The organism is Sporomusa acidovorans (genome assembly GCF_900101845.1).
In the GTDB taxonomy this organism is placed as follows: Bacteria; Bacillota; Negativicutes; order Sporomusales; family Sporomusaceae; genus Sporomusa; species Sporomusa acidovorans.
In genome coordinates this window covers 1-24473 of record NZ_FNAM01000020.1, presented here as the reverse complement: position 1 = coordinate 24473, position 24473 = coordinate 1, and the positions used below count along the sequence as shown (strand labels likewise).

The following is a 24473-nucleotide window of genomic DNA, read 5'->3' as shown; positions in this document are numbered from 1 at the left end:
ATATATTTTTCTAGTTTTTATTCTTTTGTTTTGACTGCCGAAAAAAATAAGGAATAATGGCCGCAAGCGGTTGCTGGTATAAAATGGTCATGGTTGCCGGTATGGCGACTGTATGAGGAAAAAAGGTCAAAGCCAATACGATACCGAAACTGGCGTTTCGCAAGCCGACACAGTAGATCATTGCCCAAGCGATTTCTCTTGAGCGATTCTTAAAGATAAAAGAGCCTAAATAACCTAACAAGTAGCCTGCAGCTACCAGAAGCATAGTGGCCAGGATGATTTTAAGTGTTGATAAATCCCAGGAAATGTCGGGACTTACAATGGCGGCATTAATAAATATTACAATGAAGAAAGCTACTCTTGCCAAAAAATTACCGACAACTTTAAGCGAATGAGGCGCAAAGTTTTTCGGACCGTAATCATGGATTAGCATACCGATAATACTGGGAAGGGTAATCATGCTTAGCAATTGCAGCATCATCTGCCCGTAATTGATTTGCAGTACTTGACCAATGATCATTTTAAAAAAAAGGGGAAGTATTGCGGGAACAATGAGGGTGTCAAGAGTGACCGCAACCAGGGCAATTGAGACGCTTCCGCCTGTTATTGAACTCCAGATAATAGAGGTTACGCCAATGGGAGTTGACGTAGCAACTAAATACCCTAATTGGGTATTGTGATCACCGGTAAACAGAACAAGCCCCGTCAGCCAGCCTATAAATGGCGTCACAACATGAATAAGTATAAGTATCCATAGTGGAATAACCGGTTTTTTTAGTATTTGTAGAAATTCTCTTAAACTTGTATTCAGTGCGGTAATAAGCGTCATATAGGCAAAAGCGCCTACTGCTATCGTTCTTACTGCCGGTGAGTCAGGGATTGGTAATAAAAAACCGAATAAGAGGCCGGATAATACGATATAAAACATATGTTGCCCCAGCCACACGGTAAGTTTTGCCAAGTAGCTAATCACAGTAAAGCCCCCAATAGCAAATTTAAAAATAACATATTCCTCATGATACCATGATACCTCTTTCACCAATTTATATAAAGAAGGCTGGATATTCTGCAGGAAAATTAGTAAGAGAGGCGAATTTTAGTTAACATATAGATAATTATTTGTGGTAAAATTTAGGAGAAGATATGCGGGAGGATGTATTATTCAAAGGAAGTAAAGGCGGCCTCGAACTGGTGATAAACCAATCAGCTGATTTTACTGCTATCCTGGAGCAACTAAAGGATAAATTGGAATCAGCGGCTCACTTTTTTACCGGCAATTCCGGTGTTAGAGTAATTTCCGGTACAAATAAGCTAACTGGTGATGAACGGCGTCAATTGATTAATCTGTTAGCTGACTATGGATTAGCCCTGCACGAGCATCCCGATTCAAACTCCCTCTTGCCGGAATTTGTTCAGACAAAGGACATTCGTGTTGGCGATAGTCCTATTGAATATTTTCAGGAAGCGGAAGGCGGGCAGACACTTATTGTTTCGAGAATGTTGCGCAGCGGTCAGAAAGTTGTATTTAACGGTTCGGTTATTATTATGGGAGATGTCAATCCGGGAGCCGAAGTCATTGCCAGTGGCAATATTGTTGTTCAGGGCACATGCCGTGGTGTGGCTCACGCTGGCGTCAACGGCGACCAAACGGCTACCATTACCGCTGATAAACTAATGGCCGGCCAGCTAAGAATTGCTGGCTTAATTGCCAGGGCTCCCGATCATCAGGATGAACCTATGTGTCGTGAAATAGCCCGTATTGCTAATGGTATTGTTATTATTGAACCGGCATGATTGATAAATAGGAGGTACATGGATGGGAGAAGTAATTGTCATTACGTCAGGCAAAGGTGGAGTGGGTAAAACGACGACAACCGCCAATCTTGGTACCGGTTTTGCCCTTCAGGGAAAAAAGGTGGTATTAGTTGATGCCGATATCGGTTTAAGAAATCTGGATGTTGTTATGGGCCTGGAAAATCGAATTGTCTATGATTTAGTCGATGTCACCGAAGGTAACTGCCGGTTAAAACAGGCACTCATCAGGGACAAGCGTTATGAAACTCTTTATCTACTGCCGGCGGCTCAGACCAGAGATAAAAATGCGGTTACACCTGACCAGATGCAGCAATTGTGCAAAGATTTGGCCGAGGAGTTTGACTATGTTATTATTGACTGCCCGGCTGGTATTGAACAAGGCTTTAAAAATGCGATTGCCGGCGCTGATCGTGCGATTATTGTAACTACCCCGGAGGTATCTGCCGTTCGCGATGCGGACCGGATTATTGGTTTATTAGAATCGGAAGGTAAGCATAATCCCAAATTAATTGTTAATCGTATTCGTCCGCTTATGGTAAAAAAAGGTGATATGATGGATATTGATGATATCATTGAAATTTTGGCGGTAGATTTATTGGGAATTATTCCCGAGGATGAATATATTGTTATTTCTACTAACCGGGGTGAGCCGGCAGTTGCCAATAACTCGGCCCTGGCAAGTCAGGCTTACAGAAATATTGTCCGGCGGCTGATGGGCGAGAATGTTCCGTTAATGACATTTGAAACCAATGAAAGCCTTTGGGGTAAATTTAAAAAAGTATTAGGCTTGTAAAGACTAGTACTTTAGGAGGGATAGCAAGATGTTTGACCTTATTCAAAAGTTGTTTGGAAAAGAACCGCAAGGTTCAAAAAATATTGCCAAAGAACGCCTCCGGTTTGTACTGGTTCACGACCGTGTTAATGTGTCACCGCAGTACATGGAGGCTATCAAGGACGATATGATTAAAGTTATCTCGAATTATATGGATATTAATGAAACTGAAATGGAAATAAATCTGACAAAAAGCAATACTCAGGTAGCGTTAGTGGCTAATATTCCGGTTAACCGCATGAAACGCACAAATTTGCTAAATGAATAGTTATTGTGCAGAGTCGGGAAACTTGCTCTGCCTTTCTTTTTATTTGTCAATACTGGACGTAAGAGGGAAATACTATTATAATATATAAGACATTGTTAGAGAGAAGGTTAGTCGGGTATGTTTAACCAGCGCCTCTTGCGGAATTTAGATTTTGTTCTTATTGGCGTTACTGTTTTAATTGTTCTTATTAGTCTGGTGATTATTGGCAGTGCAACTCATATCAATAATCCGAGCGATGACCGCTACTGGTATGTGCAACGGCAAGGGCTATTTGCTGTAGTCAATATCCTGATTGTGTTTTTTATGTTAAACTTTGATTACAAATCACTGAAACGATTATCCGGATTTTTGTATGTCCTTAACTTAGTTATGTTATTGGCCGTTATGTTTGTTGGCCACTCGGCATTGGGAGCGCAGCGCTGGATACAAATTGGTCCCATTAGTCTGCAGCCGTCTGAGTTTTCCAAGATTATTATGATTATCGCTTTGGCGCAAATCCTCGACAAGCGTGTGGGTAAACTGAACACTTTTAGGGAAATAATTCCCGTCTTTATTTATGTTGGCATACCCTTTATCCTGGTATTGAAACAGCCTGATTTGGGTACTTCACTGGTATTTCTTGCCATAGTCTTTGGTATGATTTTTGTCGCCGGCATCAGTTTAAGGCATTTGGCGGTAATCGTTGGCGCCGGTCTTGCTTTTTTGCCGATTTTTTGGCATTTTTTGAAAGACTATCAAAAAAAGCGGTTAACTGTGTTTATTGATCCGAATGTTGATCCACTGGGATCCGGGTATCATATTATTCAGTCTAAGATTGCTATTGGTTCGGGCATGTTATTTGGTAAAGGGTTATTTAACGGCACACAAAGCCAGTTAAATTTCCTGCCGGAAAATCATACAGATTTTATCTTTGCTGTTATTGGGGAAGAACTGGGCTTTATTGGTGCAACATTAATTCTTTTGCTGTATCTTATTTTGCTTTATCGTGGTATTAAAATTGCAGGTGCTTCCCGCGATAATTTTGGTACACTTTTAGCTACCGGCATTACATCCATGCTAGCCTTCCACTTGCTGGTAAATGTTGGCATGACGGCGGGCATTATGCCTGTTACCGGGATTCCACTGCCGCTTATGAGCTATGGTGTAAGTGCATTAACTACTAATCTCGTTAGTATCGGGATATTACTTAATATTTATATGCGACGACAAAAGATATTATTTTGATTCACAATCCATGAGACAAATGCCGTGATTTTTTTCAAAGCGTTTGTCTCTTTTTTGTTAAGCCATCGCTGTGTGCACAGTTATATTTTTGTAGTTTTGTCATATATATTCCATAAGAATACTCCACGGTAATGTTATGGAGGGCTTACGATGACAAAGCTATGGAATCATTTTAAAAAGCACTGGCAGTTTAGTTTTCACAATCAGGAAAAGAATTGGCAATCTTATTATGAAGAAGAACCCGACTATTCATGGTTGAAAAAAACGGCCATTGCTTTAGGTCTATTTGCGGTTGTGTATGGTGCTCAGGTGTCAGATACTCGAATTGGACAGGAAGTTACGGGAGGGGTCCGACAAATCTTGGAGTATCAAACAGATGTTGCTTACTATACGGCAAGTACGGTCGAATACGTTAATACACATTGGCCGAATGCGGCTAATTTGGCCAGCATTCCGGTTTTAAAGCAGGTTCAGTCAACCATTTCACATCCTGCTGATCCTTTGCGCTATATGACCAAGCCGGTAGAGGGAACGATAGCGAAGCAATACGGGGGGCAGGCCGATCAGGCGGCAAAACAAGGTATTCTGCAAGAGGGAATTGATATTGCTGCTCCTACAGGGACAAGTGTTCAGGCCGCCGCTACCGGCAAGGTCAAAATTATTACCGACAGTTCTCAATTGGGAAAAATGCTGATTATTGATCATGGGCAGGGTATTGAAACAATATATGGACGGTTAGGAGATATTCTGGTGAAGGAAGCCGATATTGTGAGTCAGGGACAAGTGATTGCCCGCATCGCTAAAGTTGGCAACGCGGCGCCCGGGCTCTATTTTGAACTGCGGGAAAACGGTAAAGCGGTTGATCCGTTAACCAGAATGAAAAGTGATTCTGCCAAGTAAGGGATGTGGATTATGCGGGCTGGGAAGTTTGCAGGGGTTGAGCTACTAGTAAATAACTGGTTTATTGGGCTTATCGCCTTTTTTGCACTATGTGGCCTGGTGAGTAAAGTACTATTGGTTTTTAGTGCTGTTTTATGGCATGAATTGGCGCATATGTTAATGGCTATGGGGTTAGGTTACAAAGTAAGGCAGATCGAACTCCTGCCTTTTGGGGCTGTTGCCCGTGTGGAACGTCTTGCTGATGCAGGGGCAACAAGTGAGATAATGATAGCCGCCGCCGGGCCATTGGCAAGCTTCGGTCTGGCGGCTTTATGTTATACCGAATGGAATGAGGTAAGTAACTGGCAGGACGTGTTCAAATTTTATGGTGAAGTTAATCTTATGCTGGCTCTTTTTAATCTGCTGCCTGCTTTGCCGCTTGATGGGGGGCGGATTTTGCGGGCAGTCTTAAGTTTAAGGCGCGATTACCGCAGTGCCACAGCCATTGTGGTTATGATTAGTTATGGTATTACCGGTTTGTTGGTTATTTTGGCAGGGATCAGCTACTGGCTGCATCGTACGGTCAATTTAACCCTGCTGGTTGCCGCCGCGTTTTTGCTGCTTACTGCCCGGACGGAAAATACTTTGGCTGGATTTCGGACTATGCGGATTCTGGCCCATAAAAAAGCGCAACTGCTTGCCCGCGGGATTATGCCTGCACAGCATCTTACCGCTATGGAAAATGCGGCCTTACACGACATCGTTCGTTTATTTGGCGCGGAAGAATATAATATTGTACACATTGTGGATCAAAACTTTAAATTGTGTGGAGCTTTAACTGAGACCGAGGTATGGGAAGGTTTGCTGAAAAAGGGAATAAATTCAAAAATAAATGAGTTTCTGTAAAAAAATAATCTTCAGTACGTTGTATATATCTCATCTGTCAGGGTTCAAATTAGTGGTAAATGGAAAAAATAAGTCTTGATATTTCCATCCAAAAAATACATAATAATTTTTATAGCTATAATTTGGAGGTAACTATGCAGCCTATAGACCCTGTTAGTCCTGCTATATTAAGCAGGGTAATGAAGCCGGCGCGCTATACTGGCCATGAATGGAACAGTGTGCGTAAGGATGATAATGCGGAGCTAGTCCGTTTTGTTTTGGCGATGCCTGATGTTTATGAAGTTGGTATGTCCAATCTGGGGCTTAAAATACTCTATCAGATACTCAATGACCGCCCTGATACGTTTGCCGAGCGTGTTTATGCCCCCTGGGTGGATATGGAGGCCGAAATGAGAGCGGCCAATATAAAATTATATACTTTGGAAACAAAACGTCCGGTTGCGGACTGTGACATCGTTGGTTTTTCCCTGCAATATGAGTTGAGTTACAGTAATGTGCTCAATATGCTTGATTTAGCCGGTATTCCCGTAGAGGCGGCTAAGCGTGATGAAGACGGGCCGCTTGTCGTATGCGGTGGCCCCTGCGCTTTTAACGCCGAGCCGATGGCCGACTTTGTTGATTTTTTTATTTTAGGCGAAGCCGAAGAGGTAATCGGGGAAATTGCAGCCGCCATTGCCGGCTGGAAAAAAAACAACAAGCCTGGCGGTAAACCTGGCCTTTTACGGAACTTGGCGGGGTTGCAGGGAATTTATATCCCACGTTTTTATGAAGTAGATTACAGCCGGGATAGCCGGATAGGTGCCGTACGTCCAATCGTGCCGGAAGCGAAAACGGTTGTCGTTAAACGGGTAATCAATGACTTGGATCAAGTGCCGTTTGCTACCAAGCCGATTGTGCCGTTTATTGAAATTGTACATGACCGCATTATGCTGGAGCTATTCCGTGGCTGTACCCGTGGCTGCCGTTTTTGCCAGGCCGGGGTAATTTATCGTCCGGTGCGGGAACGAAAAATAGATACACTGATTAACTACGTCCAAGAACTTGTGGATCATACCGGGTATAATGAAATTTCCCTGGTCTCATTAAGTTCGGCTGACTATTCCTGTTTGAGTTCTTTAATTACCGAATTGATTACTCGGTTTAAACAACAGGGAGTCAGCGTATCTTTGCCTTCACTTAGAATTGACAGTTTTTCTATTGATTTAGCCAAGCAAGTACAGCAGGTGAGAAAGAGCGGATTGACGTTTGCACCGGAGGCCGGTACCCAGCGGCTGCGGGATGTAATTAATAAGGGTGTAACCGAAGAAAATCTTACCGAAGCGGTAACTGCCGCTTTTTCAGCCGGCTGGTCAACCATCAAACTTTATTTTATGATTGGTTTGCCTACTGAAACCGACGAAGACGTCGCCGGAATCGCCAGGCTGGCCCAGCGAGTAACCGACCTGTATAAACAGGTAAGGGGACGGAAAGGTGCCAAGGTGACTGTCAGTGTTTCTTCTTTTGTGCCCAAGCCGCACACGGCCTTTCAGTGGTTTGGACAAGACTCGATAGAAGAAATTGAACGAAAACAAAAACTGTTGCGGTCGCTGATCAAAGACCGCAGCATCTCGCTGAGCTGGCATGATGCCCGCACGAGTTTCCTGGAAGGTGTATTTGCCCGCGGCGACAGACGACTGGGCAAAGTGTTGCTCCGGGCGTGGCAGCAGGGTGCAAAATTTGACGGCTGGTCTGAACATTTTAAGTACGATGTCTGGATGGAGGCCTTTGCCGCCGCAGGAATTGACCCCGTTTTTTATGCCAGACGCGACCGGATCCCTGATGAACTTCTGCCCTGGGAACATTTATCCGCTGGCGTGGACAAAGCTTTCCTGATAAAAGAGTGGCAGGCTGCACAACAGGCAGCCTTTACCCCTGATTGCCGCCATGAAGTATGCGGGGCCTGCGGCGTTTGCCAGGATCTTGGGGTAAAAGTTGTTGACTGGGGGCAGGCATAATGGCAAAATTAAGGCTTAAAGTAACCAAAGGTGAGCCGATCCGCTATATTTCCCATCTGGATTTTGCCGGCGCCATTGAACGGGCAGTACGACGGGCAAAATTACCGGCCGCATATTCAGAAGGCTTTAATCCGCATATGAAGCTGGCATTTGCTTCTGCCTTGGCTGTGGGCGTGACCAGTGAAGCGGAATATCTTGATCTTGAACTAACAGAGGAAGCGGATATTGCTTTTCTGGAAGACAGGCTTAAGCGGCAGTTGCCTGCCGGCATTGAACTTAAAGCGGCAAAATATGTCGCCCAGCCCAGTAAGGCTCTAATGGCGGTTGTTGATCTGGCAACCTATGAAATTTTTGTTCCCCTAATGCCGGGTGCGATTTGGCAGGCGGTTGAGACAGGCATCGATTGTTTTAATCGGGAAGTTGAAGTCATCTTCATCAAACAAACTCCCAAAGGTAAGCGGGAAATAGACGTCAAAGAATATCTGGCCGAACCAATACATGTAAAACAAATACCGGGTAAACAGCAAGTGACCATAAAGCTTGCGATAAAAATCACACCAGGCGGCAGTGTTAAGCCGGTTAAAGTGCTTTCTGTACTAGTGGACAGCTTTGGTCTGCCTGTTGATAAGGATTCGGCCCTGATTAACCGGACAGGTTTGTTCATAACAGAGCGAAAGGTGCGGCGGTCACCTATTGATATGTAAGATATTTAAGAGCTGAGGAACAAAGAATGAATAAGAGTATAATTACCAACGTTATGCCGGAAGAGACCCGGGTAGCGGTCCTTGAAGACGGTGAACTCATGGAGATTTCCGTCGAGCGCAGTGAAAGCGGCCATTTAGTTGGCAACATTTACAAAGGCAGAGTAAAAAATGTTCTTCCCGGAATGCAGGCTGCTTTTATTGATATCGGGCGGGACAAAAATGCATTTTTATATATGGGTGATGCCGGGCGGCAGGCCGCCGGCAGGCACTTAACAATCGGTCAGGATGTGCTGGTGCAGATTGCCAAGGATGCCATGGGCGACAAAGGCCCCAGGGCAACGATTAGCCTGACGCTGCCGGGAAGGTACATCGTACTTATGCCAACAGTGGACTATATTGGCATTTCACGACGGATTGAGGATGAGGCAGAGCGCAATCGCTTACGGCAGCTTGCTGATAAAATCCGCCCGGACGGTATGGGCGTTATTGTGCGAACGGTAGCAAAGGGTAAGAGTCAGGACGAGTTGATGAAAGACATGGCCTATCTAGTCAACATGTGGTCAACTTTGAGTGCCAGAGCCAAACGTACCAGTGCACCGGCACTTATTTACAAGGATGCTGACCTTGTTGTGCGGATTGTGCGTGATTATCTGACCAATGACGTCACTCAGTTTGTGATCGATAGTCAGGAAGCCTACAATCGGGTTGTTGATTTATTGCGCTACATATCACCGGAGTTGATGGATTGCGTATCATTATTTGAATCAAACGCCCAGTCCGGTGATGTATTTAGCCGGTATAATCTTGATGTGGCCTTAGAAAGCCTGCAGAGCAGGCGGGTTGATTTAAAATGTGGTGGCTATCTGGTTATTGATCATACGGAAGCCCTGACAGTCATCGATGTCAATACCGGTAAATTTGTTGGCAATACCAATTTGTCTGAGACTGTGTTTCAGACAAATCTGGAAGCAACCGTTGAAATCGCCAGGCAGTTAAGGCTAAGAGACATCGGTGGCATCATTATTATTGATTTTATTGATATGGATAAACCTGAACAGCGGGCAGCTGTCTTAACCGGCCTGGAAACGGCCTTAAAAAAAGATCGTACTAAGTCAAATGTATTAGGGATAACCAGTTTGGGATTGGTGGAAATGACGCGAAAAAAAGCCCGGCAGAACCTAAGCGGCATGCTTTATAGCCCCTGCCCGCATTGCCGGGGAAAAGGTCGTATCAAATCACCGGAGACTGTGATTATTGATATCAAGCGGGAAGTGAGAAACTTAAATAAACGCTCCCGACCGGGGGGAAGACTGTTAATTCAGGTCCATCCCCAGGTAGCCGACTTGCTGAAAAGGCAGGATGAAGTCAGGCGCCTTGAGCAGGAAACAGCCAGAACGCTTGCTGTGGAACCGGTCGCCGACATGAATCCGGAAAGGTTTTCACTTCTTTGGAAACCAGATTGACAAACTACCGGCAGTATGCTAAAATTTGATGATGTAGGCATTCGTCTACTTCACCGCACGGAGAGGTTCGATAAACACTTGGAAATGCAGATAAATCCGGGTTGAAAGGTATTTGTCAGCAACTTAAAGTGTACCGTATCTGGCGAGTCCTTACATGGGGGAGGTGCAAGTTTTTATGTACGCTATTATTGAAACAGGTGGCAAGCAGTACCGTGTTACCGAAGGCGATGTGCTTACGATTGAGAAAATCGATGTAGCAGAAGGCCAAACCGTTGACTTTGACCGGGTTCTGACTGTGGTAAAAGACGGCGAAGTAGTAATTGGCAAACCGCTGGTTGCTAACGCTAAAGTTACTGCTGAAGTGGTAGCCCATGGCAAAGGTAAGAAGATTTTAGTTTTTAAATACAAAGCTAAAGCTAACTACCGTCGCCGCCAGGGTCATCGTCAGCCATTTACTAAAGTCCGCATTGCAAAGATTGATGCGTAAGGACAAATATGATTACAGTTGCATTAGCTCGCAATAACAACAAGGCAATCACCGGTTTTTCAATTAGTGGTCATGCCCAAACTGCACCTCACGGACAAGATATTGTGTGTGCCGGAGTATCGGCACTTGTACAATCAGCCATTATGGGAATTGAACGCCATCTCGGGCGGGATATTAATCTTGCACAGGATAATCAAGGTCTTACCATGAGTCTTATCGGTCAGCCGGATAGTCTTACCGGTGCAATTCTGGAAACAATGCTACTAGGGCTAACTGAAATTGCCAAACTATATCCTAAGAGTGTTCATATTACAGAGCACAGGAGGTGAAAGCAAGATGGAAAATTTCAAACTGAATTCTTTTGATTTACAGTTATTTGCTCATAAAAAAGGTGTGGGCAGCTCCCGTAACGGTCGCGATAGCGAAGCTAAACGCCTTGGCGTTAAGCGTCACGCCGGTGAAGTTGTCACCGCAGGCAGCATCCTAGTGCGCCAGCGTGGTACACATTTCCATCCCGGTAATAACGTTGGCATCGGCAAGGATGATACCCTGTTTGCCATGATCCCCGGTCAGGTCGCTTTCGAGCGTAAGGGCCGTTATGACCGTCAAGTTAGTGTGTATCCTACAGCTGAAGAAGCTATGTAAGAATTGCCTGCGGCTTACGAGCCGCAGGTTTTTTTACATCATCCAGAAAGTATAACCTTCTGATAATAAGTAAGAACGACTAAGGCTTCTGCCGGCGTCCTGAGGGACTTGGCACAAGCCAAGTCTTTTCTTATTAAATTTTAGAGTAAAAATGTTGAAATTAGACAGGTATTTAGACTGATGGGAGCGAAAGGTATACCAATTCTGCAACATGTTGGAAGGATGATACTATGATAAGCACACCATGCTCTGAAGTTGCATCATGTCCGGACGTTATCAAATTGCTCCGCATTCAGCGCCACGATTTTCTAAATCATTTGCAGGTTATTCATGCGCTGATTCAATTAGGCCGTAACGAAAAAGCGCTGCAATATATTGAAAAGTTGGCACATGACCCGGAAATGATTGAAAATGTGCTGGCAGCGTACAAAAAAGAAAACGGTTAGTGTAAATTTGATTATTACTAAAACTGATAAAAATGAGTGCAAAAGCACATATTACATATAAAAACGCAAGGGGATTTCTATGTTTATAGACAGAGCTAAGATTACTGTTAAAGCTGGAAGCGGCGGTAATGGTATGTCCAGTTTTCGACGGGAGAAGTATGTGCCCAAAGGCGGTCCTAACGGCGGTGACGGCGGCCGTGGCGCCAATGTCGTACTGATTGGGGACGCTAATCTTAATACCTTGGTTGATTTTCGTTATAAGCGTATATTTAAGGCCGACCATGGGGGGAACGGCCAATCCAGCAACATGCACGGCCGCGGAGCGGAAGATCTCCTAATCAAGGTGCCGCCAGGTACTCTTATTAAAGATGAGGCTACCGGGCAAATACTGGGCGATGTTACCGAAACAGGCCAGCGCGTTGTTGTAGCCAAAGGCGGTCGTGGCGGCCGCGGTAACGCCCGTTTTGTCAATAGTGTTCATCGGGCGCCAACTTTTGCTGAATTAGGCGAACCGGGAGAAGAACGTTCGCTTATGCTGGAACTTAAGCTGCTGGCTGATGTTGGCCTGTTGGGCTATCCCAGTGTGGGAAAATCCAGCATCTTATCCATGGTTTCGGCGGCTAAACCGGAAATTGCCGCCTACCATTTTACAACGTTATCACCGGTATTGGGAGTTGTCAGCATTGCGGAAGGCCAAAATTTTGTGTTAGCAGACATTCCCGGACTGATTGAAGGGGCCCATGAAGGTGTCGGGCTTGGACATGATTTTCTCCGCCATATTGAAAGGACCAAAGTGCTTATTCACGTTCTTGACGTTTCGGGCATTGAAGGACGTGATCCTATTGAAGATTTTCATAAAATCAACAATGAGCTTACATTATATAACGAAAAACTGTTTAAACGGCCACAGATTATTGCCGCCAATAAAATGGATCTGCCTGAGGCTCAGGAAAACTATCAACGGGTAGCCGCGTACATGACTGGTTTAGGCCACGAGATTTATCCTGTTTCAGCGGCAACTGGTGATGGGTTGACAGCCCTGATGCAAAGGGCCGCACAGCTTTTGGCCGAATATGTGGAAGAGCCGGAAGAAATCGCCGAAGCGAAAGTATATGAAGCCAAAGCCACAGAGGACTATTCTATCAGGCGGGATGATGATGGCGCGTTTGTTGTCGAAGGTGCAGGAATTGAAAAACTGGTGGCGATGACCAGATTTAATGACGAAGAGGGGTTACGCCGTTTCCAGGCCATTTGGCGGCGACTGGAAATTGACGAAGCACTGCGGGAACGCGGGATTCAAGAAGGAGATACGGTTCGTATTCGTGATATGGAATTTGAATTTAAACCATAGGAGGCGCTAATGGTAGAAGCAACCCAAACTATATTAACAGGCAAGCAAAAACGTTTTTTGCGGGCTCTCGGCAGTACCCTTGACCCTGTTGTGCAGATCGGCAAAAGCGGTATAATAGATACTGTGATAGCAACTGCCGGCCAGGCACTGGCTGCCCGTGAAATTATAAAGGTCCGGGTGTTGCAAAATAGTCCCGAAGTACCCAAAACAGTCATAGCTGCACTCGCCAGGGCCACTGGTGCCGAATTAGTGCAGGTGATAGGCCGCAATGGCTTATTATATAAGAAAAATGAGGAGAAATCCAAGATAGAATTGCCATAATTATGGGGGAATAGAGTGTATGCTTACCAGGGAAAATCTTAGCAGTGCCAAACGCATTGTCATTAAGGTTGGTACGAGTACCTTAACTCATGCGACAGGCAAACTTAATCTCTTACGTATTGAAAAACTGGCACGCGAATTATCCGATCTTGCCAATCAAGGCAAACAAATTATTCTGGTAAGTTCCGGAGCGGTTGGCGCCGGCATGGATCGTCTCGGACTTAAGGACAAACCGAAGACAATTCCTGAAAAGCAGGCTGCTGCTGCTGTGGGGCAGGGTATTTTGCTGCATATTTACGAAAAAATGTTTGGCGAATACGGGCAAATAGTTGCGCAGGTGCTATTGACCCGCGCCGATTCAGTCAATCGCAAGCGTTATACGAACTCTCGCAACACACTCATGGCGCTCTTAAATCAGGGCGTCATTCCCATTATTAATGAGAATGATGCGGTAGCCATTGATGAGCTTAAAATTGGTGACAATGATACCTTGTCGGCCATGGTTGCCAGCATTATTGACGCGGATTTACTGATCATTCTCTCTGATATAGAAGGTGTCTATACCGCCAATCCCCAGACAGATCCGCAGGCTGCGCTGGTGAGTGAAATTGCCGATATTACCCCAGCTATTGAAGATATGGCCGGCGGTCCGGGGACATTACGGGGGACTGGCGGCATGTATACCAAGATTCAGGCGGCAAAAATTGCCGTTAACTCAGGGGTTACGATGGTTATTGCTTCCGGTGGACGTGAAGGAGTAGTACGCGACATTATCCGGGGAAGCAAGGTGGGGACGATCTTTATGTCTAAAGAAAGCCGGCTGCACATTCGCAAACGCTGGCTGGCTTTCGGAGTTCGCGTAAGCGGCAGAGTCATTGTGGATAAAGGCTGCGAAGCGGCCCTCTTAAAAGAGGGGTCCAGTTTGCTGGCTGCAGGGATAACGGCGGTAGAAGGCAACTTTGAATTAGGTAATACGATAAGTATTGTAAGCGTTTGCGGCCAGGAGTTGGCGCGCGGGATCAGTAATTATAGCTCTGACGATGTAAAAAAAATCAAAGGGGCCCATACCCATGAAATTAGCATGTTACTGGGATCGAAACCCTACGATGAGGTTGTACATCGTGATAATTTAGTTTTGTTGGTGTAGGAGGGCAGACGCAAATGGATTACATGACCGAATTAACGGCAAAAGGCAAAGCCGCAAAACAGGCCGCCCGTAAGCTGGCAATTCTCTCGGCAACAGTAAAAAATAAGGCACTGGTAGCGATGGCTGCCGCTTTAGCGGCGAAACAAGACGCTATTATCGCGGCAAATGCCAAAGATGTTGACAGAGCAGTTGCAAACAATATGCCCAAACCGCTTATTGACCGGCTGTTATTGAATGAGGCCAGGATAAAAACGATGGCGGATGCTTTGCGCCAGATTGCGGTTTTAGCGGATCCTGTCGGCGAGACGGTGAGCGGCTGGCAGCGACCTAACGGGCTGGCTATTATCAAAGTCCGCGTACCACTGGGGGTTATCGGCATAATTTATGAGGCGCGCCCCAATGTTACTGTTGATGCGGCCGGCTTGTGTCTAAAGGCAGGAAATGCCGTTATCTTGCGCGGTGGTTCCGAAGCGATAGATTCTAATAAGGTAATCACGCAAATTATTGGTGAGGCCGCCTATGCTGCCGGCGTGCCGGCCGGCGCTATTGCGCTTGTTGAGACTACTGACAGACAGGCTGTTACGGCCATGCTGAAGCTTAATGAATATGTAGATGTAATTATTCCCCGCGGCGGGGCCGGGTTAATTAGGACAGTTGTAGAAAACAGTACGGTGCCGGTCATTGAAACCGGTACCGGTGTTTGTCATACTTTTGTTGATGCCACCGCCGATCTTGGTATGGCTCAGGATATTGCCTTCAATGCGAAAGTATCCCGGCCGGGAGTGTGCAATGCGATGGAGACGCTGCTTGTTCACGAGGTGGTAGCCGCGCAGTTCTTACCTGACATGCTGGAACGTTATTTTAAAGCCGGGGTTGAAATCAGAGGCTGCAACCAAACCAGGCAGTATCACCCGGCGGTAAAACCGGCAACGACCGAAGACTGGGCCGCCGAATTTCTTGACCTTATTCTGGCGGTGCGGGTTGTAAGCGGCTTGGAAGAAGCGATTGAACACATAGCAGCCTATAGTACTCGCCATTCGGAGGCTATTATTACCCGTGATTATGATAATGCCCGGCGTTTTCAACGGGAAGTAGATGCTGCGGCTGTCTATGTTAACGCATCAACCCGCTTTACCGATGGGTTTGAATTTGGTTTTGGTGCTGAAATCGGTATCAGCACCCAGAAGCTTCACGCCCGCGGACCTATGGGACTGGCCGAACTTACAACGGTCAAATACCTGGTTAACGGGACAGGACAAATCCGGTAAGTAAAATTATAAATGATGCATAAAAGAAATCATCTAGTAGATTACTATTATGCTGCTCGTAACTATCTGCATACACCTAAAGGGCGGCATGATGCAATTGATTATGCACGGGCGGCTGCCATAATTCTGGGGATTAGCGCCTTGCTCGGATGGATCATGACCCGGTGGATTTCTATGTAATCCTTTTCCCAGAGACAGGCATTTGCTATAATGAAAATAAGTTCGAATTTTTCGGATACTTGAAAGGCAGATAGTATGTTGCACAAAAAAAATAAAATTGGCATTATGGGTGGAACCTTTGACCCGATTCATGTCGGTCATTTGGTAACAGCGGAAGCTGTGCGGATTGAGTATAACCTAGAAAAAGTTTTATTTATTCCTGCGAGTAACCCGCCTCATAAACAGGGTTCTATAGTTACGCCAGCAATTCATCGATATATCATGACCATAATGGCTACCTATTCTAATCCTCACTTTTTTGTATCTGGCATCGAACTTGAGCGTTACGGCTTATCCTATACCATTGATACGGTTAGAGCGCTAATTGACTGTTATGGTGCCAGTGCTGAGTTCTATTTTATTACCGGTGCTGATGCGGTGAAGGAATTACCCAGTTGGCATGATATCGATCAACTCCTGGATTTATGTTATTTTGTAGCAGCCACCCGTCCTGGCTGTATCAGTTATATTGATCAAGTGATCAAACAGTTTGGGGCAAAGGGACGCCGAAGTATCCAGCGGTTGGCCACACCGGAGCTGGAAATATCCTCGACAGATATTCGTGAACGGGTAAAAAAGGGACGTTCCATAAAATATATTGTACCGGAAAGTGTTGAAGACTATATTTACAAAGAAGGATTATACCGATAATTTATACTGGAATGTTCCAAATAAAGGCAGCCGCGATTAAGCATAAATCCTACGGTTTTGCAGATAATGTTAACGTAAAACTTAATTTGGTTTAAGTATCCTGATGTAACGGAGGTGATTTTCTGTGGCAAAAACTCTCTATGTTGGTAATCTACCTTGGAGTACAAACGACGCTACTCTTGCCGATGCTTTTCGTCCGCACGGTTCTGTAATTTCGAGCAGAATAATTACGGACAAAGAAACAGGCCGTTCCCGTGGCTTTGGATTTGTAGAAGTAGAAGATGATGACGCTGATAAAATGATTGAAGCTATGAACGGTTCTCAAATTGCTGGCCGGCAGATTGTTGTTAATGAAGCTAAACCGCGGCAAGGTTAAATAATGCAGGATAGATTAGGTTGAGTTGAGACATAGGTTACTTATGTATAATATTCACCTCCTAGTATTAGGAGGTTTTTTATTGCTATAAAAAGAGGAAATTTGCAAAAACTGCAGAATTTTAGTACTGGAAGACAGGTGGTGTAAAATCGTGGATTATAATCAAATCATAGATAAGCTGTCCGTTGTTTTATCAACTAAACGGCTCCAGCATTCGCTGGGGGTAAGCCAGAGTGCTGCACAGCTTGCAGACCGTTTTGGCGAGAATGTCGAAAAGGCAAAATTTGCCGGCGTGCTGCATGATTGCGCGCGGGGGCTAGCCAGCAGTACCCTGTTGCAAAAGGCCGCTTCCTTTGCTATAGTGGTGAATGATGTCGAACGCTGCCAGCCAACACTGTTGCATGCGCCGGTAGGTGCTTATTTGGCAAAAAATGAATATGGGGTGGATGATCCTCAGATTTTCAGGGCAATCATGCTCCATACAACAGGCGGCCGTGATATGACTGTATTAGATAAAATTATTTATTTGGCTGACTGTATAGAACCAAGCCGGGATTTTCCCGGTATAGACAAGCTGCGCAGTTTAGCTTTTGCCGATTTAGACAAGGCAGTGCTGGCTGCTTTTGATCAATCCCTTCACTATGTTATTGGGCTAGGGTTGCTTATACACCCGGCTACAGTTGAGGGCCGCAATGATTTATTACAGAAAATAAACAAGTAATTTTATAGTGGAGGGTATTATCTTTCTTTAGGGAGAGGAGATGATGCCATGAATAATGTGCAAGATAAAGCCGGACAACGACGGCGAAAAATTCGTTGGGACAGAGTTTTCATTTTACTTATTATGCTGCTGATTGTAGTAGTGGCTTTAGCGGGAGCTACTGTTTATGCTTACCTCAATATGGTTCAGGTTCCGGCGACCGCACAAACTGTTAAGACTAAGGAGCGTCCGCCGGAAACTCTTACAAATCGGGTCAATATTCTCCTCTTGGGAATAGATGACAGGGACCGGGAGAATCCCGCTGATTTGGCACGACGATCTGATACCATGATGCTGGCCAGTATAAACCCCGAGGACGGCACGGTTAGTTTATTGTCGATTCCGCGTGATACCAGGGTTGCTATTCCGGGGCGCAAGGGCTATGACAAAATTAATCACGCCTATGCTTATGGGGGAGCTCAGCTTGCGCAAAACACAGTTGAACAATTTTTGCAAATTCCAATCAATTACTATGTAGTTATTGACTGGCAGGCATTTATTAAGGTCATTGATATCCTTGGCGGTGTGGATCTTTATGTGGAAAATGATATGAAGTATCAAGACCCTTATGCAGACCTTACTATTCACATTAATAAAGGCTATCAGCATCTGGACGGAGAAAAAGCCGGCGAATATGTACGGTTTCGTAGTGATGAACTCGGGGATATCGGCAGGGTGCAGCGTCAGCAACGTTTTCTAAAAGCAATGGCCCAAGAAATGATGCAGGTTAGCACGATTTTTAAGGTTCCTGCACTGGTCAGCGCGCTTAATCAGTATATAGATACAAATATGTCAGTAATGACTATGATTAAGGTAGGAAATAGTCTCAAGAGTTTTAATGCCAATAACCTTAGCACGGCGATGCTGCCTGGGGATTTTGCAACAATTGACCAGTTAAGCTACTGGGTTCCTAATAAGGAGCAGACTGAGCAGATAATCCAGAATATGTTCTTATCGACAACGAAAGTGACGGGAGTTTCTAAAGGAAACGCGCCTACAGACCTTAAACGAAATTGATTAGAAAAGTAAAGCTTTTCATTAAGCTTTACTTTTTTGCAGGAAACTTGCCTACATAGTCCGAATAAATTAAATTCGGAAAGAAAAAGCTATACTGAAGAGTTCCCAGGAGGTAATTTTTAATTGATGATCGAAACCGACAGCAAGTTAGCCGAGATAATGGCCAAAGCCGCCAGCGACAAAAAGGCACATGATATTATTATAATGGATTTGTCCGGTATTTCCCCGGTAACGGATTACTTTGTTATTTGCAGTGCTAATTCAACGACTCAGGTTCAGGCAATAGCCGATCATCTGGAGGAACAACTCGAGGCGCAGGGCATTAAACTCTTGCATAAGGAAGGCTACCGCGAAGCCCGCTGGATCCTTATGGATTATGGCAATTGCGTAGCCCACATTTTTGTAGATGAGGATCGCCAATTTTATAACCTTGAACGTCTATGGGGTGATGCCAAACAAATATCTTACCAAGGATAGGTGCGAACATGGATCAATCCAAACATAATTACAAACCAGGTGATGTTGTCGAATTAACCGCTGTCCGGAAAAGCGACCTGGGTGTATTTTTAGATGCCGGTACAGGCCGTACCAATGATGACATCTTATTGCATAAGGCCCAGCAGACAGAGGAGATTGCGGTCGGGCAGACCGTTAAGGTGTATCTTTATAAAGATCCTAAAGGCAGGTTAACGGCCAGTATGCGTTTACCGCAAATGCAAGAAGGACAAGTGGCCCGAGTGGAGGTCATTAATACGACGCGTGATGGAGCGTTTGTCAATATTGGCGCTGAACGGGGAGTATTCATGCCTCACGCCGGCAGGAGAGGCATGCCGCGCCGCGGGGAAAAAGTATGGGTTAAATTGTATCGGGACAAGTCAGGGCGCCCGGCTGTCACCATGGAAGTCGAAGATGAACTTAGACAGGCTTCCCGCCCGGCTGAAGGGGTAAAAGTTGGCGATATGGTTACCGGTTCCGTATATAATTATAATGATCAGGGCGCTTTTATTTTTACAAATGACCGTTTTATTGCTTTTCTGCATAACGATGAAATGACCGAACGGCCTCGCGTTGGCGCCGAACTTACCACACGGATCACATACATCAGAGAAGACGGCCGCCTGAATGTTTCCATGCGGCCGATTAAGGAAAATGCAATGGATCTTGATGCGGAAAAAATACTGGAAGTATTACGCAGACGCGGTGGTCAGATGCCTTACAGCGACGCTTCTCCCCCGGAAGTCATTAAAGAAAAATTTAATATCAGTAAAGCAGCGTTTAAACGCGCGATGGGGCGTTTGCTTAAAACACAGCTTGTTGAGCAAAAAGAGGGCTGGACCTATTTAAAAAATAAGGAAGGTGGCCAGTAAAGCCACCTTCTTTACCACTACTATCAAGTAGGCAAAGAATTTTTGCAGGGCATGTGTTTCTTTTGCTCTGCTTTGTTTGGATCGTTCGTATTCGTTATAGTCGCCGCCGCTTTGCTTTTTTTAGCAGCATTGGAATCTAACATATCTTTTGTAGCCATAGCAATCCCTCCTAGAAATATTGGTGCTGACAAGCAACTGCTTATTTTTGGGGTGGTCAGCCTCCTTGGTTGGTGAGTTCTTTGGCGGATTGAGCATCAGACTGGAGTTCATCTGCGGAAACCGTGTCATTGCTTACCTGATATTTTGACTGCGTGAGACTGGTCCGCGGGCCTTCGCTAAGTAAGCCCTTAGCACCAACCTGAGTTTCACCGGCAAAATTTTTGCCATTCCAGAATTCTGTTTTTTTGCCTGTCAAAATGTTCACCTCCTATAGTGTGATTAGTTTTCCCGTACGAAGAATAAGCATGAGCGACAATGATTGCTAGTCGTAAACGATTATTTACATACATGATTTTTTATTTACCGGAAAAACTAAAAAACAGAATAAGGAGGGATTGTATGGATCAGCAATTGCAAACGATAGCATTACAGGTTAAAGCTTTGAGACAGCAGCTTAGTGAACTTATGCAGAATTCAAACTCCGCTGACGCGGAAATCATAACAGCCAGCAGTACTTTAGACACTCAGCTTCAAGATTATGCCCAAACAATTCATGAAAAACGTACGCCGTCGATGCGGACTTTTTAGAGCCACCGTAAGGTGGCTTTTTCACGCACAAGCCAAGTGTTTTTCTTATTTCAGTTGCATTTAAAACTATAATAGACCCCAATAATAATGAGTATTGTACCGCAAAAAAAAGCGATTGTTAGTTGTTCACCTAACATTGCCCAACCTAGCAGACTGCCTACTACAGGCTGAAAGAAAAAGAAGGGGCCCGCCTGATGCGTGGATAGGAGCGACAGGCCCTTATTCCAGGCAAAAAAGGCTACGGCTGTAGATACAACACCAATATACAAAATACTTAAGACAATTGACCAGGTAGTAATTGCCAGGTAATTCCACTGTCCCAGTTCGGTCAAAGCGGCTAAGCCGGTAAAAAATGCCGCCACAAGGGCACCGGCGGTGGTAACTGTAAGCGGTGAATGGATAAAAGAGGCTTGGCGGGCAATAACGGACTGATACCCCCAAAAAACAGCAGCTAACAGTAGTATAAGATTGCCCCATAAAGTACTGTCGCTGTTATCGCCTCCGGTAAGGATAATGATTAATACTCCGGCAAAGGCGATGAACATTGCCATTCCTTCGCGGCGGGACATTGTCTCTTTGAGCAGCAGAATAGCGAATATTGACTGGAAAATCGGCGAGAGAGTAGTAATCACGGCTCCCATATGAGCTGATGAAAGATTGGTACCAATAAACTGCGCACTGATGGATAAGAAATAACCAATGAACCCGACCTGAAGTAAAGAAGTGCGTTTTACAGCCGGAAAAATAGGAGCATTAACAATCCGGCAGGCTATACTAAGCGTTGCTGAAGCAACTACATAACGAAAAAACAGTAATGTAAACGGCGGAACGATCTCCATAGCATATTTGCTGACAACATACAGACCGCCCCAGATACTGGCGGCTAAAGACAGATAGAATGCACCTTTAAAACCTTGTCGCATATAAGTCACCTCAATATAATAAATATAAATTTGATCTTCAAGGGTCGGAGTAGTTTGCTTTATGTAAAGAAATAAACCCTGCATAAGTAGCAGGGTTTATTTTTAGTCGAGGGAGTGATCACCGTCTACCAGGGGTGTCTTACGGGTAATGAGGACTTTGTCCACCCGCGCTTTATCCATATCAACAATTTCAAAAATATATTCGTTCCATTCAAATTTCTCGGTGGTATGCGGGATATGTCCGAGATAGGAAACAATAAATCCCCCCAATGTCTGAAAATAGCCCCTTTCCTCACTGGGAAAATGATCAACACCCAATAGATCCTTGAGTTCTTCAGCCGGCAGCATACCATCTACGAGCCAGGATCCGTCATCGCGGACGACTACATCCGGAGCTTCATCTTCACCTAGATACGGCATATCGCCGACAATGTGTTCAGCAATATCGTACAGGCTGATTAAACCTGACATACCGCCATATTCATCAACGACCAGCGCGACGTAATTACCGGTATCTTTAAAATTTTCCAGGACTGTCAGTGCCGGCGTATTTTTAGGAATAAACAAAGGTTGACGAGCAGCTTTTTCTAAGGCTAAAGGGCGGCCGGGAGTATAATTAGCGAGGATTTCATTGGAGTAGATCACACCCACAATATCATCCAGGCTGCCACGCGCTACCGGAAAAAACAAATGGTTGGCATTGCGAATAATACGCAGGTTATATTGGTCATTATCTTCAAGATCCAACCATTTAATTTGAGTACGCGGTGTCATAAGCGCTCCTACACGCATGTCGCCGAGTATAAAAATTTTTTCCAGCATTTCCCGTTCGGCTTTTTCAAAAACGCCATGCTGGGCTCCCTGACCGATAAGTACCCGTACCTCTTCTTCTGTCACAGGTGGTTCTGACGGTGGTTTGACACCTAAAAGCCTCATAGCCATATCAGTAGATAGACTTAACAAATGAACGAGTGGCCGGTTGATACGGACAAAGGCGGTCATCGGTCTGGCAATAGCTGCCGCAATGGGCTCGGGGTTATTGAGAGCCAGTTTCTTGGGCACAAGTTCGCCAATAATAAGTGACACATAAGTAATGGCGCCTACAACCAGCGTAAGGCTGATAGCTTCGCTATACCCTTTCAAGACAGGAATTGTATTTAAAAAGGATGCAAGATAGCCGGATAGCTTGGCACCGCCGAAAGTGCCTGTGAGGATGCCGATAAGCGTAATACCTATTTGTACAGCGGATAATAATGAAGTAGGTTCTTCCGCTAATTTTAAAGCGGCCTGAGCTCCTTTGCTGCCGCTGGCGGCCATATTTTCCAACCGGGCTTTGCGGGAAGAGACAATAGACATTTCGGTCATAGCAAATAATCCATTAGCTAAAATCAAAATTAAGATAATAATAAATTCAGTACTAAATGAGGCTGTATCCAAATCGTGATTGCACGCTCCCTTTGGGTTAAAAATTAATCTTTGTTGGATTTCCTAGCTTCAATGATATCATATCCGTTTGTCACTAGTGTCAAACGGATATGATATCTAAAATTTTTACCGTTTGGAATCTTCCTAAGAAAGTACCCGCTGGCTGTTAGCAAGCGGGCGGGATTTTTTACAATTTATCCAGTGCGGCATCTGTTTTTTTGCTTCGTTTTATTATATATGCAACAATACCTATGACGAATACAGCAAGCAGGGAAATAATCAACGTGTCATGTTTATGGTGTGTAAACATTTCCACAGCTTGTGGTCCAAAGTAGTAAATCAAAATTCCCTCCAGTAAAAAACGCTTAGCCCGCCCCAGGAAGGAAATAACTAAAAATACAGGCATATTAATTTTCAGCGCTCCCGCCGTAATGCTGATAAACTTATAAGGAATCGGTGAGAGTGCGGCTAAAAATATTGTCCATACAGCGTTTTCCTGGATCGTACGCGTTATCTTATCTAAATATTTGGCAGGAATAAATTTGCGGGTAGCCGGAAGTCCGATTTTAATTCCAATCAGATAACCGACCAATCCACCCAGAATAGAGGCAAACGTGGTTGCTAAACCATAGTAGACGGCGTTTTGCGGGTTAGTCAGTGCTAAAGGTATGAGAATCATATCCGGCAGAACTGGCGAGATAAAAGACTCTGTAAAAGCAGCAAGCAAGAGGCCGGCAAGCCCCCACTCCAATAGTACTTCTAACAGTGCTTCCACTAACACACTTCCCCTCTTCGCTTATATAACCCTGTATATTTACAATTAACCGTACTAATAGTTTATCTTACATCCGGCGTTTCAGTCAAGAACGAATAGGAATCGTTAATAGAAATAAACGCTTATAAGATAACATCCATAGTTTTGCAGTCACTTTTTAATATCTAGAGCTCAGATCATTGATGTTTACTAACGTTCTGAGCATTTTTTTATTTTATTTTTTGTCATATTTTGCTTGCGTTTTATTGTTTTTTGGTGTATACTAAAAGGAAAAGGACTGTTTCTATGTTCCTCAGAAAAGCAACTAATAAGAAAACGGGACGTACATACCTTTCGATTGTCCATGGTTACTATGATCCCAGTACCCGCTCTTCCAGAACAAAGACCATTCAATCCATCGGCTATCTTGACGAGTTGGAAAAACAGTATAATGACCCAATCGCCCATTTTACCGCTGTCGCAA

31 protein-coding genes are annotated in these 24473 nt (G+C 44.8%); 25 read left to right on the top strand and 6 right to left on the bottom strand.

The window, feature by feature from the left end:
* Positions 1–10: 10 nt before the first annotated feature.
* A complete protein-coding gene (locus BLR65_RS14550) occupies positions 11–973 on the bottom strand; it encodes a bile acid:sodium symporter family protein (protein ID WP_245692800.1) in 963 nt (320 codons plus the stop codon).
* 170 nt (positions 974–1143) lie between these two features.
* Between BLR65_RS14550 and minC the strand changes: the two genes are divergently transcribed.
* The 24 genes from minC (at position 1144) to BLR65_RS14435 (ending at position 20140) form a co-directional block, all read left to right on the top strand.
* Positions 1144–1794, top strand: coding sequence for a septum site-determining protein MinC (gene minC, locus BLR65_RS14545; protein WP_093794916.1), 651 nt, complete (start codon positions 1144–1146; stop codon positions 1792–1794).
* Between the two features lie 22 nt (positions 1795–1816).
* Positions 1817–2608 (top strand): septum site-determining protein MinD, encoded by a 792-nt coding sequence (gene minD / locus BLR65_RS14540; RefSeq protein WP_093794915.1) that lies wholly within the window; start codon positions 1817–1819, stop codon positions 2606–2608.
* 28 nt (positions 2609–2636) lie between these two features.
* The gene (gene minE, locus BLR65_RS14535; protein WP_093794914.1) at positions 2637–2915 is read left to right on the top strand and encodes a cell division topological specificity factor MinE; all 279 of its coding nucleotides are present in this window, start codon (positions 2637–2639) and stop codon (positions 2913–2915) included.
* A 117-nt stretch (positions 2916–3032) separates the two neighbouring features.
* Positions 3033–4139: a rod shape-determining protein RodA gene (gene rodA, locus BLR65_RS14530; RefSeq protein WP_093794913.1), complete on the top strand. Its 1107-nt coding sequence runs from the start codon at positions 3033–3035 to the stop codon at positions 4137–4139.
* 150 nt (positions 4140–4289) lie between these two features.
* Entirely contained in the window at positions 4290–5039 is a 750-nt protein-coding gene (locus BLR65_RS14525; RefSeq protein WP_093794912.1) for a M23 family metallopeptidase, read from the top strand.
* Positions 5040–5051: 12 nt separating this feature from the next.
* Complete coding sequence (locus tag BLR65_RS14520; protein ID WP_093794911.1) at positions 5052–5924, top strand: M50 family metallopeptidase; 873 nt, start codon at positions 5052–5054, stop codon at positions 5922–5924.
* 143 nt (positions 5925–6067) lie between these two features.
* Positions 6068–7918 (top strand): TIGR03960 family B12-binding radical SAM protein, encoded by a 1851-nt coding sequence (locus BLR65_RS14515; RefSeq protein WP_093794985.1) that lies wholly within the window; start codon positions 6068–6070, stop codon positions 7916–7918.
* Entirely contained in the window at positions 7918–8622 is a 705-nt protein-coding gene (locus BLR65_RS14510; protein WP_093794910.1) for a TIGR03936 family radical SAM-associated protein, read from the top strand. Before BLR65_RS14515 ends, BLR65_RS14510 begins: the two co-directional genes overlap by 1 nt.
* 26 nt (positions 8623–8648) lie before the next feature.
* Entirely contained in the window at positions 8649–10085 is a 1437-nt protein-coding gene (locus BLR65_RS14505; RefSeq protein ID WP_093794909.1) for an Rne/Rng family ribonuclease, read from the top strand.
* 175 nt (positions 10086–10260) lie between these two features.
* Positions 10261–10572, top strand: coding sequence for a 50S ribosomal protein L21 (rplU, locus tag BLR65_RS14500; protein WP_093794908.1), 312 nt, complete (start codon positions 10261–10263; stop codon positions 10570–10572).
* Positions 10573–10580: 8 nt separating this feature from the next.
* Positions 10581–10901, top strand: a complete 321-nt coding sequence (locus BLR65_RS14495; protein ID WP_093794907.1) for a ribosomal-processing cysteine protease Prp — start codon at positions 10581–10583, stop codon at positions 10899–10901.
* A gap of 7 nt (positions 10902–10908) precedes the next feature.
* Complete coding sequence (gene rpmA, locus BLR65_RS14490) at positions 10909–11217, top strand: 50S ribosomal protein L27 (protein WP_373657670.1); 309 nt, start codon at positions 10909–10911, stop codon at positions 11215–11217.
* Between the two features lie 230 nt (positions 11218–11447).
* Positions 11448–11663 carry a Spo0B domain-containing protein gene (locus BLR65_RS14485; protein WP_093794906.1) on the top strand — a complete coding sequence of 72 codons (216 nt, stop codon included), beginning with the start codon at positions 11448–11450 and terminating at the stop codon, positions 11661–11663.
* A 79-nt stretch (positions 11664–11742) separates the two neighbouring features.
* The gene (gene obgE / locus BLR65_RS14480) at positions 11743–13014 is read left to right on the top strand and encodes a GTPase ObgE (protein WP_093794905.1); all 1272 of its coding nucleotides are present in this window, start codon (positions 11743–11745) and stop codon (positions 13012–13014) included.
* A 9-nt stretch (positions 13015–13023) separates the two neighbouring features.
* Entirely contained in the window at positions 13024–13335 is a 312-nt protein-coding gene (gene yhbY, locus BLR65_RS14475) for a ribosome assembly RNA-binding protein YhbY (protein WP_093794904.1), read from the top strand.
* A gap of 19 nt (positions 13336–13354) precedes the next feature.
* Positions 13355–14482 carry a glutamate 5-kinase gene (gene proB / locus BLR65_RS14470; protein WP_093794903.1) on the top strand — a complete coding sequence of 376 codons (1128 nt, stop codon included), beginning with the start codon at positions 13355–13357 and terminating at the stop codon, positions 14480–14482.
* 14 nt (positions 14483–14496) lie between these two features.
* Positions 14497–15750 carry a glutamate-5-semialdehyde dehydrogenase gene (locus BLR65_RS14465; RefSeq protein ID WP_093794902.1) on the top strand — a complete coding sequence of 418 codons (1254 nt, stop codon included), beginning with the start codon at positions 14497–14499 and terminating at the stop codon, positions 15748–15750.
* A gap of 12 nt (positions 15751–15762) precedes the next feature.
* Positions 15763–15930, top strand: a complete 168-nt coding sequence (locus tag BLR65_RS29835) for a hypothetical protein (protein ID WP_176772745.1) — start codon at positions 15763–15765, stop codon at positions 15928–15930.
* Positions 15931–16005: 75 nt separating this feature from the next.
* A complete protein-coding gene (gene nadD, locus BLR65_RS14460; RefSeq protein WP_093794901.1) occupies positions 16006–16620 on the top strand; it encodes a nicotinate-nucleotide adenylyltransferase in 615 nt (204 codons plus the stop codon).
* A 124-nt stretch (positions 16621–16744) separates the two neighbouring features.
* Entirely contained in the window at positions 16745–16996 is a 252-nt protein-coding gene (locus tag BLR65_RS14455) for an RNA recognition motif domain-containing protein (protein WP_093794900.1), read from the top strand.
* Positions 16997–17147: 151 nt separating this feature from the next.
* On the top strand, positions 17148–17717 hold the full coding sequence (gene yqeK, locus BLR65_RS14450) for a bis(5'-nucleosyl)-tetraphosphatase (symmetrical) YqeK (protein WP_093794899.1): 570 nt from the start codon (positions 17148–17150) through the stop codon (positions 17715–17717).
* A gap of 48 nt (positions 17718–17765) precedes the next feature.
* A complete protein-coding gene (locus BLR65_RS14445; protein ID WP_093794898.1) occupies positions 17766–18773 on the top strand; it encodes an LCP family protein in 1008 nt (335 codons plus the stop codon).
* A 126-nt stretch (positions 18774–18899) separates the two neighbouring features.
* On the top strand, positions 18900–19250 hold the full coding sequence (gene rsfS / locus BLR65_RS14440; protein ID WP_093794897.1) for a ribosome silencing factor: 351 nt from the start codon (positions 18900–18902) through the stop codon (positions 19248–19250).
* Between the two features lie 8 nt (positions 19251–19258).
* Entirely contained in the window at positions 19259–20140 is an 882-nt protein-coding gene (locus tag BLR65_RS14435; protein ID WP_093794896.1) for a CvfB family protein, read from the top strand.
* A 23-nt stretch (positions 20141–20163) separates the two neighbouring features.
* On the opposite strand, the gene BLR65_RS31445 is transcribed toward BLR65_RS14435, so the two are convergent.
* Positions 20164–20298 carry a hypothetical protein gene (locus BLR65_RS31445; protein ID WP_281241543.1) on the bottom strand — a complete coding sequence of 45 codons (135 nt, stop codon included), beginning with the start codon at positions 20296–20298 and terminating at the stop codon, positions 20164–20166.
* 56 nt (positions 20299–20354) lie between these two features.
* Positions 20355–20555 carry a hypothetical protein gene (locus tag BLR65_RS14430; protein WP_093794895.1) on the bottom strand — a complete coding sequence of 67 codons (201 nt, stop codon included), beginning with the start codon at positions 20553–20555 and terminating at the stop codon, positions 20355–20357.
* A gap of 143 nt (positions 20556–20698) precedes the next feature.
* Here BLR65_RS14430 and BLR65_RS14425 point away from each other — a divergent pair, with 143 nt between their 5' ends.
* The gene (locus tag BLR65_RS14425) at positions 20699–20887 is read left to right on the top strand and encodes a hypothetical protein (protein ID WP_093794894.1); all 189 of its coding nucleotides are present in this window, start codon (positions 20699–20701) and stop codon (positions 20885–20887) included.
* A gap of 50 nt (positions 20888–20937) precedes the next feature.
* On the opposite strand, the gene BLR65_RS14420 is transcribed toward BLR65_RS14425, so the two are convergent.
* The 3 genes from BLR65_RS14420 to BLR65_RS14410 all read right to left on the bottom strand — a co-directional run bounded on the left by BLR65_RS14420 (position 20938) and on the right by BLR65_RS14410 (position 24010).
* Positions 20938–21810 carry a DMT family transporter gene (locus tag BLR65_RS14420; RefSeq protein WP_093794983.1) on the bottom strand — a complete coding sequence of 291 codons (873 nt, stop codon included), beginning with the start codon at positions 21808–21810 and terminating at the stop codon, positions 20938–20940.
* A 102-nt stretch (positions 21811–21912) separates the two neighbouring features.
* The gene (locus tag BLR65_RS14415; RefSeq protein ID WP_093794893.1) at positions 21913–23247 is read right to left on the bottom strand and encodes a hemolysin family protein; all 1335 of its coding nucleotides are present in this window, start codon (positions 23245–23247) and stop codon (positions 21913–21915) included.
* Between the two features lie 175 nt (positions 23248–23422).
* Entirely contained in the window at positions 23423–24010 is a 588-nt protein-coding gene (locus BLR65_RS14410; protein WP_245692795.1) for a YqaA family protein, read from the bottom strand.
* Positions 24011–24473: the final 463 nt, after the last annotated feature.

Coding starts and splice junctions, on each gene's coding strand:
- BLR65_RS14525 (WP_093794912.1), top strand. CDS start 4,290: ATGACAAAGCTATGGAATCATTTTAAAAAGCACTGGCAGTTTAGTTTT.
- BLR65_RS14495 (WP_093794907.1), top strand. CDS start 10,581: ATGATTACAGTTGCATTAGCTCGCAATAACAACAAGGCAATCACCGGT.
- nadD (WP_093794901.1), top strand. CDS start 16,006: ATGTTGCACAAAAAAAATAAAATTGGCATTATGGGTGGAACCTTTGAC.
- BLR65_RS14485 (WP_093794906.1), top strand. CDS start 11,448: ATGATAAGCACACCATGCTCTGAAGTTGCATCATGTCCGGACGTTATC.
- BLR65_RS14465 (WP_093794902.1), top strand. CDS start 14,497: ATGGATTACATGACCGAATTAACGGCAAAAGGCAAAGCCGCAAAACAG.
- BLR65_RS14445 (WP_093794898.1), top strand. CDS start 17,766: ATGAATAATGTGCAAGATAAAGCCGGACAACGACGGCGAAAAATTCGT.
- BLR65_RS29835 (WP_176772745.1), top strand. CDS start 15,763: ATGATGCATAAAAGAAATCATCTAGTAGATTACTATTATGCTGCTCGT.
- rsfS (WP_093794897.1), top strand. CDS start 18,900: ATGATCGAAACCGACAGCAAGTTAGCCGAGATAATGGCCAAAGCCGCC.
- minD (WP_093794915.1), top strand. CDS start 1,817: ATGGGAGAAGTAATTGTCATTACGTCAGGCAAAGGTGGAGTGGGTAAA.
- rodA (WP_093794913.1), top strand. CDS start 3,033: ATGTTTAACCAGCGCCTCTTGCGGAATTTAGATTTTGTTCTTATTGGC.
- BLR65_RS14505 (WP_093794909.1), top strand. CDS start 8,649: ATGAATAAGAGTATAATTACCAACGTTATGCCGGAAGAGACCCGGGTA.
- obgE (WP_093794905.1), top strand. CDS start 11,743: ATGTTTATAGACAGAGCTAAGATTACTGTTAAAGCTGGAAGCGGCGGT.
- proB (WP_093794903.1), top strand. CDS start 13,355: ATGCTTACCAGGGAAAATCTTAGCAGTGCCAAACGCATTGTCATTAAG.
- yhbY (WP_093794904.1), top strand. CDS start 13,024: ATGGTAGAAGCAACCCAAACTATATTAACAGGCAAGCAAAAACGTTTT.
- minE (WP_093794914.1), top strand. CDS start 2,637: ATGTTTGACCTTATTCAAAAGTTGTTTGGAAAAGAACCGCAAGGTTCA.
- BLR65_RS14510 (WP_093794910.1), top strand. CDS start 7,918: ATGGCAAAATTAAGGCTTAAAGTAACCAAAGGTGAGCCGATCCGCTAT.
- BLR65_RS14435 (WP_093794896.1), top strand. CDS start 19,259: ATGGATCAATCCAAACATAATTACAAACCAGGTGATGTTGTCGAATTA.
- minC (WP_093794916.1), top strand. CDS start 1,144: ATGCGGGAGGATGTATTATTCAAAGGAAGTAAAGGCGGCCTCGAACTG.
- BLR65_RS14420 (WP_093794983.1), bottom strand. CDS start 21,810: ATGCGACAAGGTTTTAAAGGTGCATTCTATCTGTCTTTAGCCGCCAGT.
- BLR65_RS31445 (WP_281241543.1), bottom strand. CDS start 20,298: ATGGCTACAAAAGATATGTTAGATTCCAATGCTGCTAAAAAAAGCAAA.
- BLR65_RS14425 (WP_093794894.1), top strand. CDS start 20,699: ATGGATCAGCAATTGCAAACGATAGCATTACAGGTTAAAGCTTTGAGA.
- rpmA (WP_373657670.1), top strand. CDS start 10,909: ATGGAAAATTTCAAACTGAATTCTTTTGATTTACAGTTATTTGCTCAT.
- BLR65_RS14520 (WP_093794911.1), top strand. CDS start 5,052: ATGCGGGCTGGGAAGTTTGCAGGGGTTGAGCTACTAGTAAATAACTGG.
- rplU (WP_093794908.1), top strand. CDS start 10,261: ATGTACGCTATTATTGAAACAGGTGGCAAGCAGTACCGTGTTACCGAA.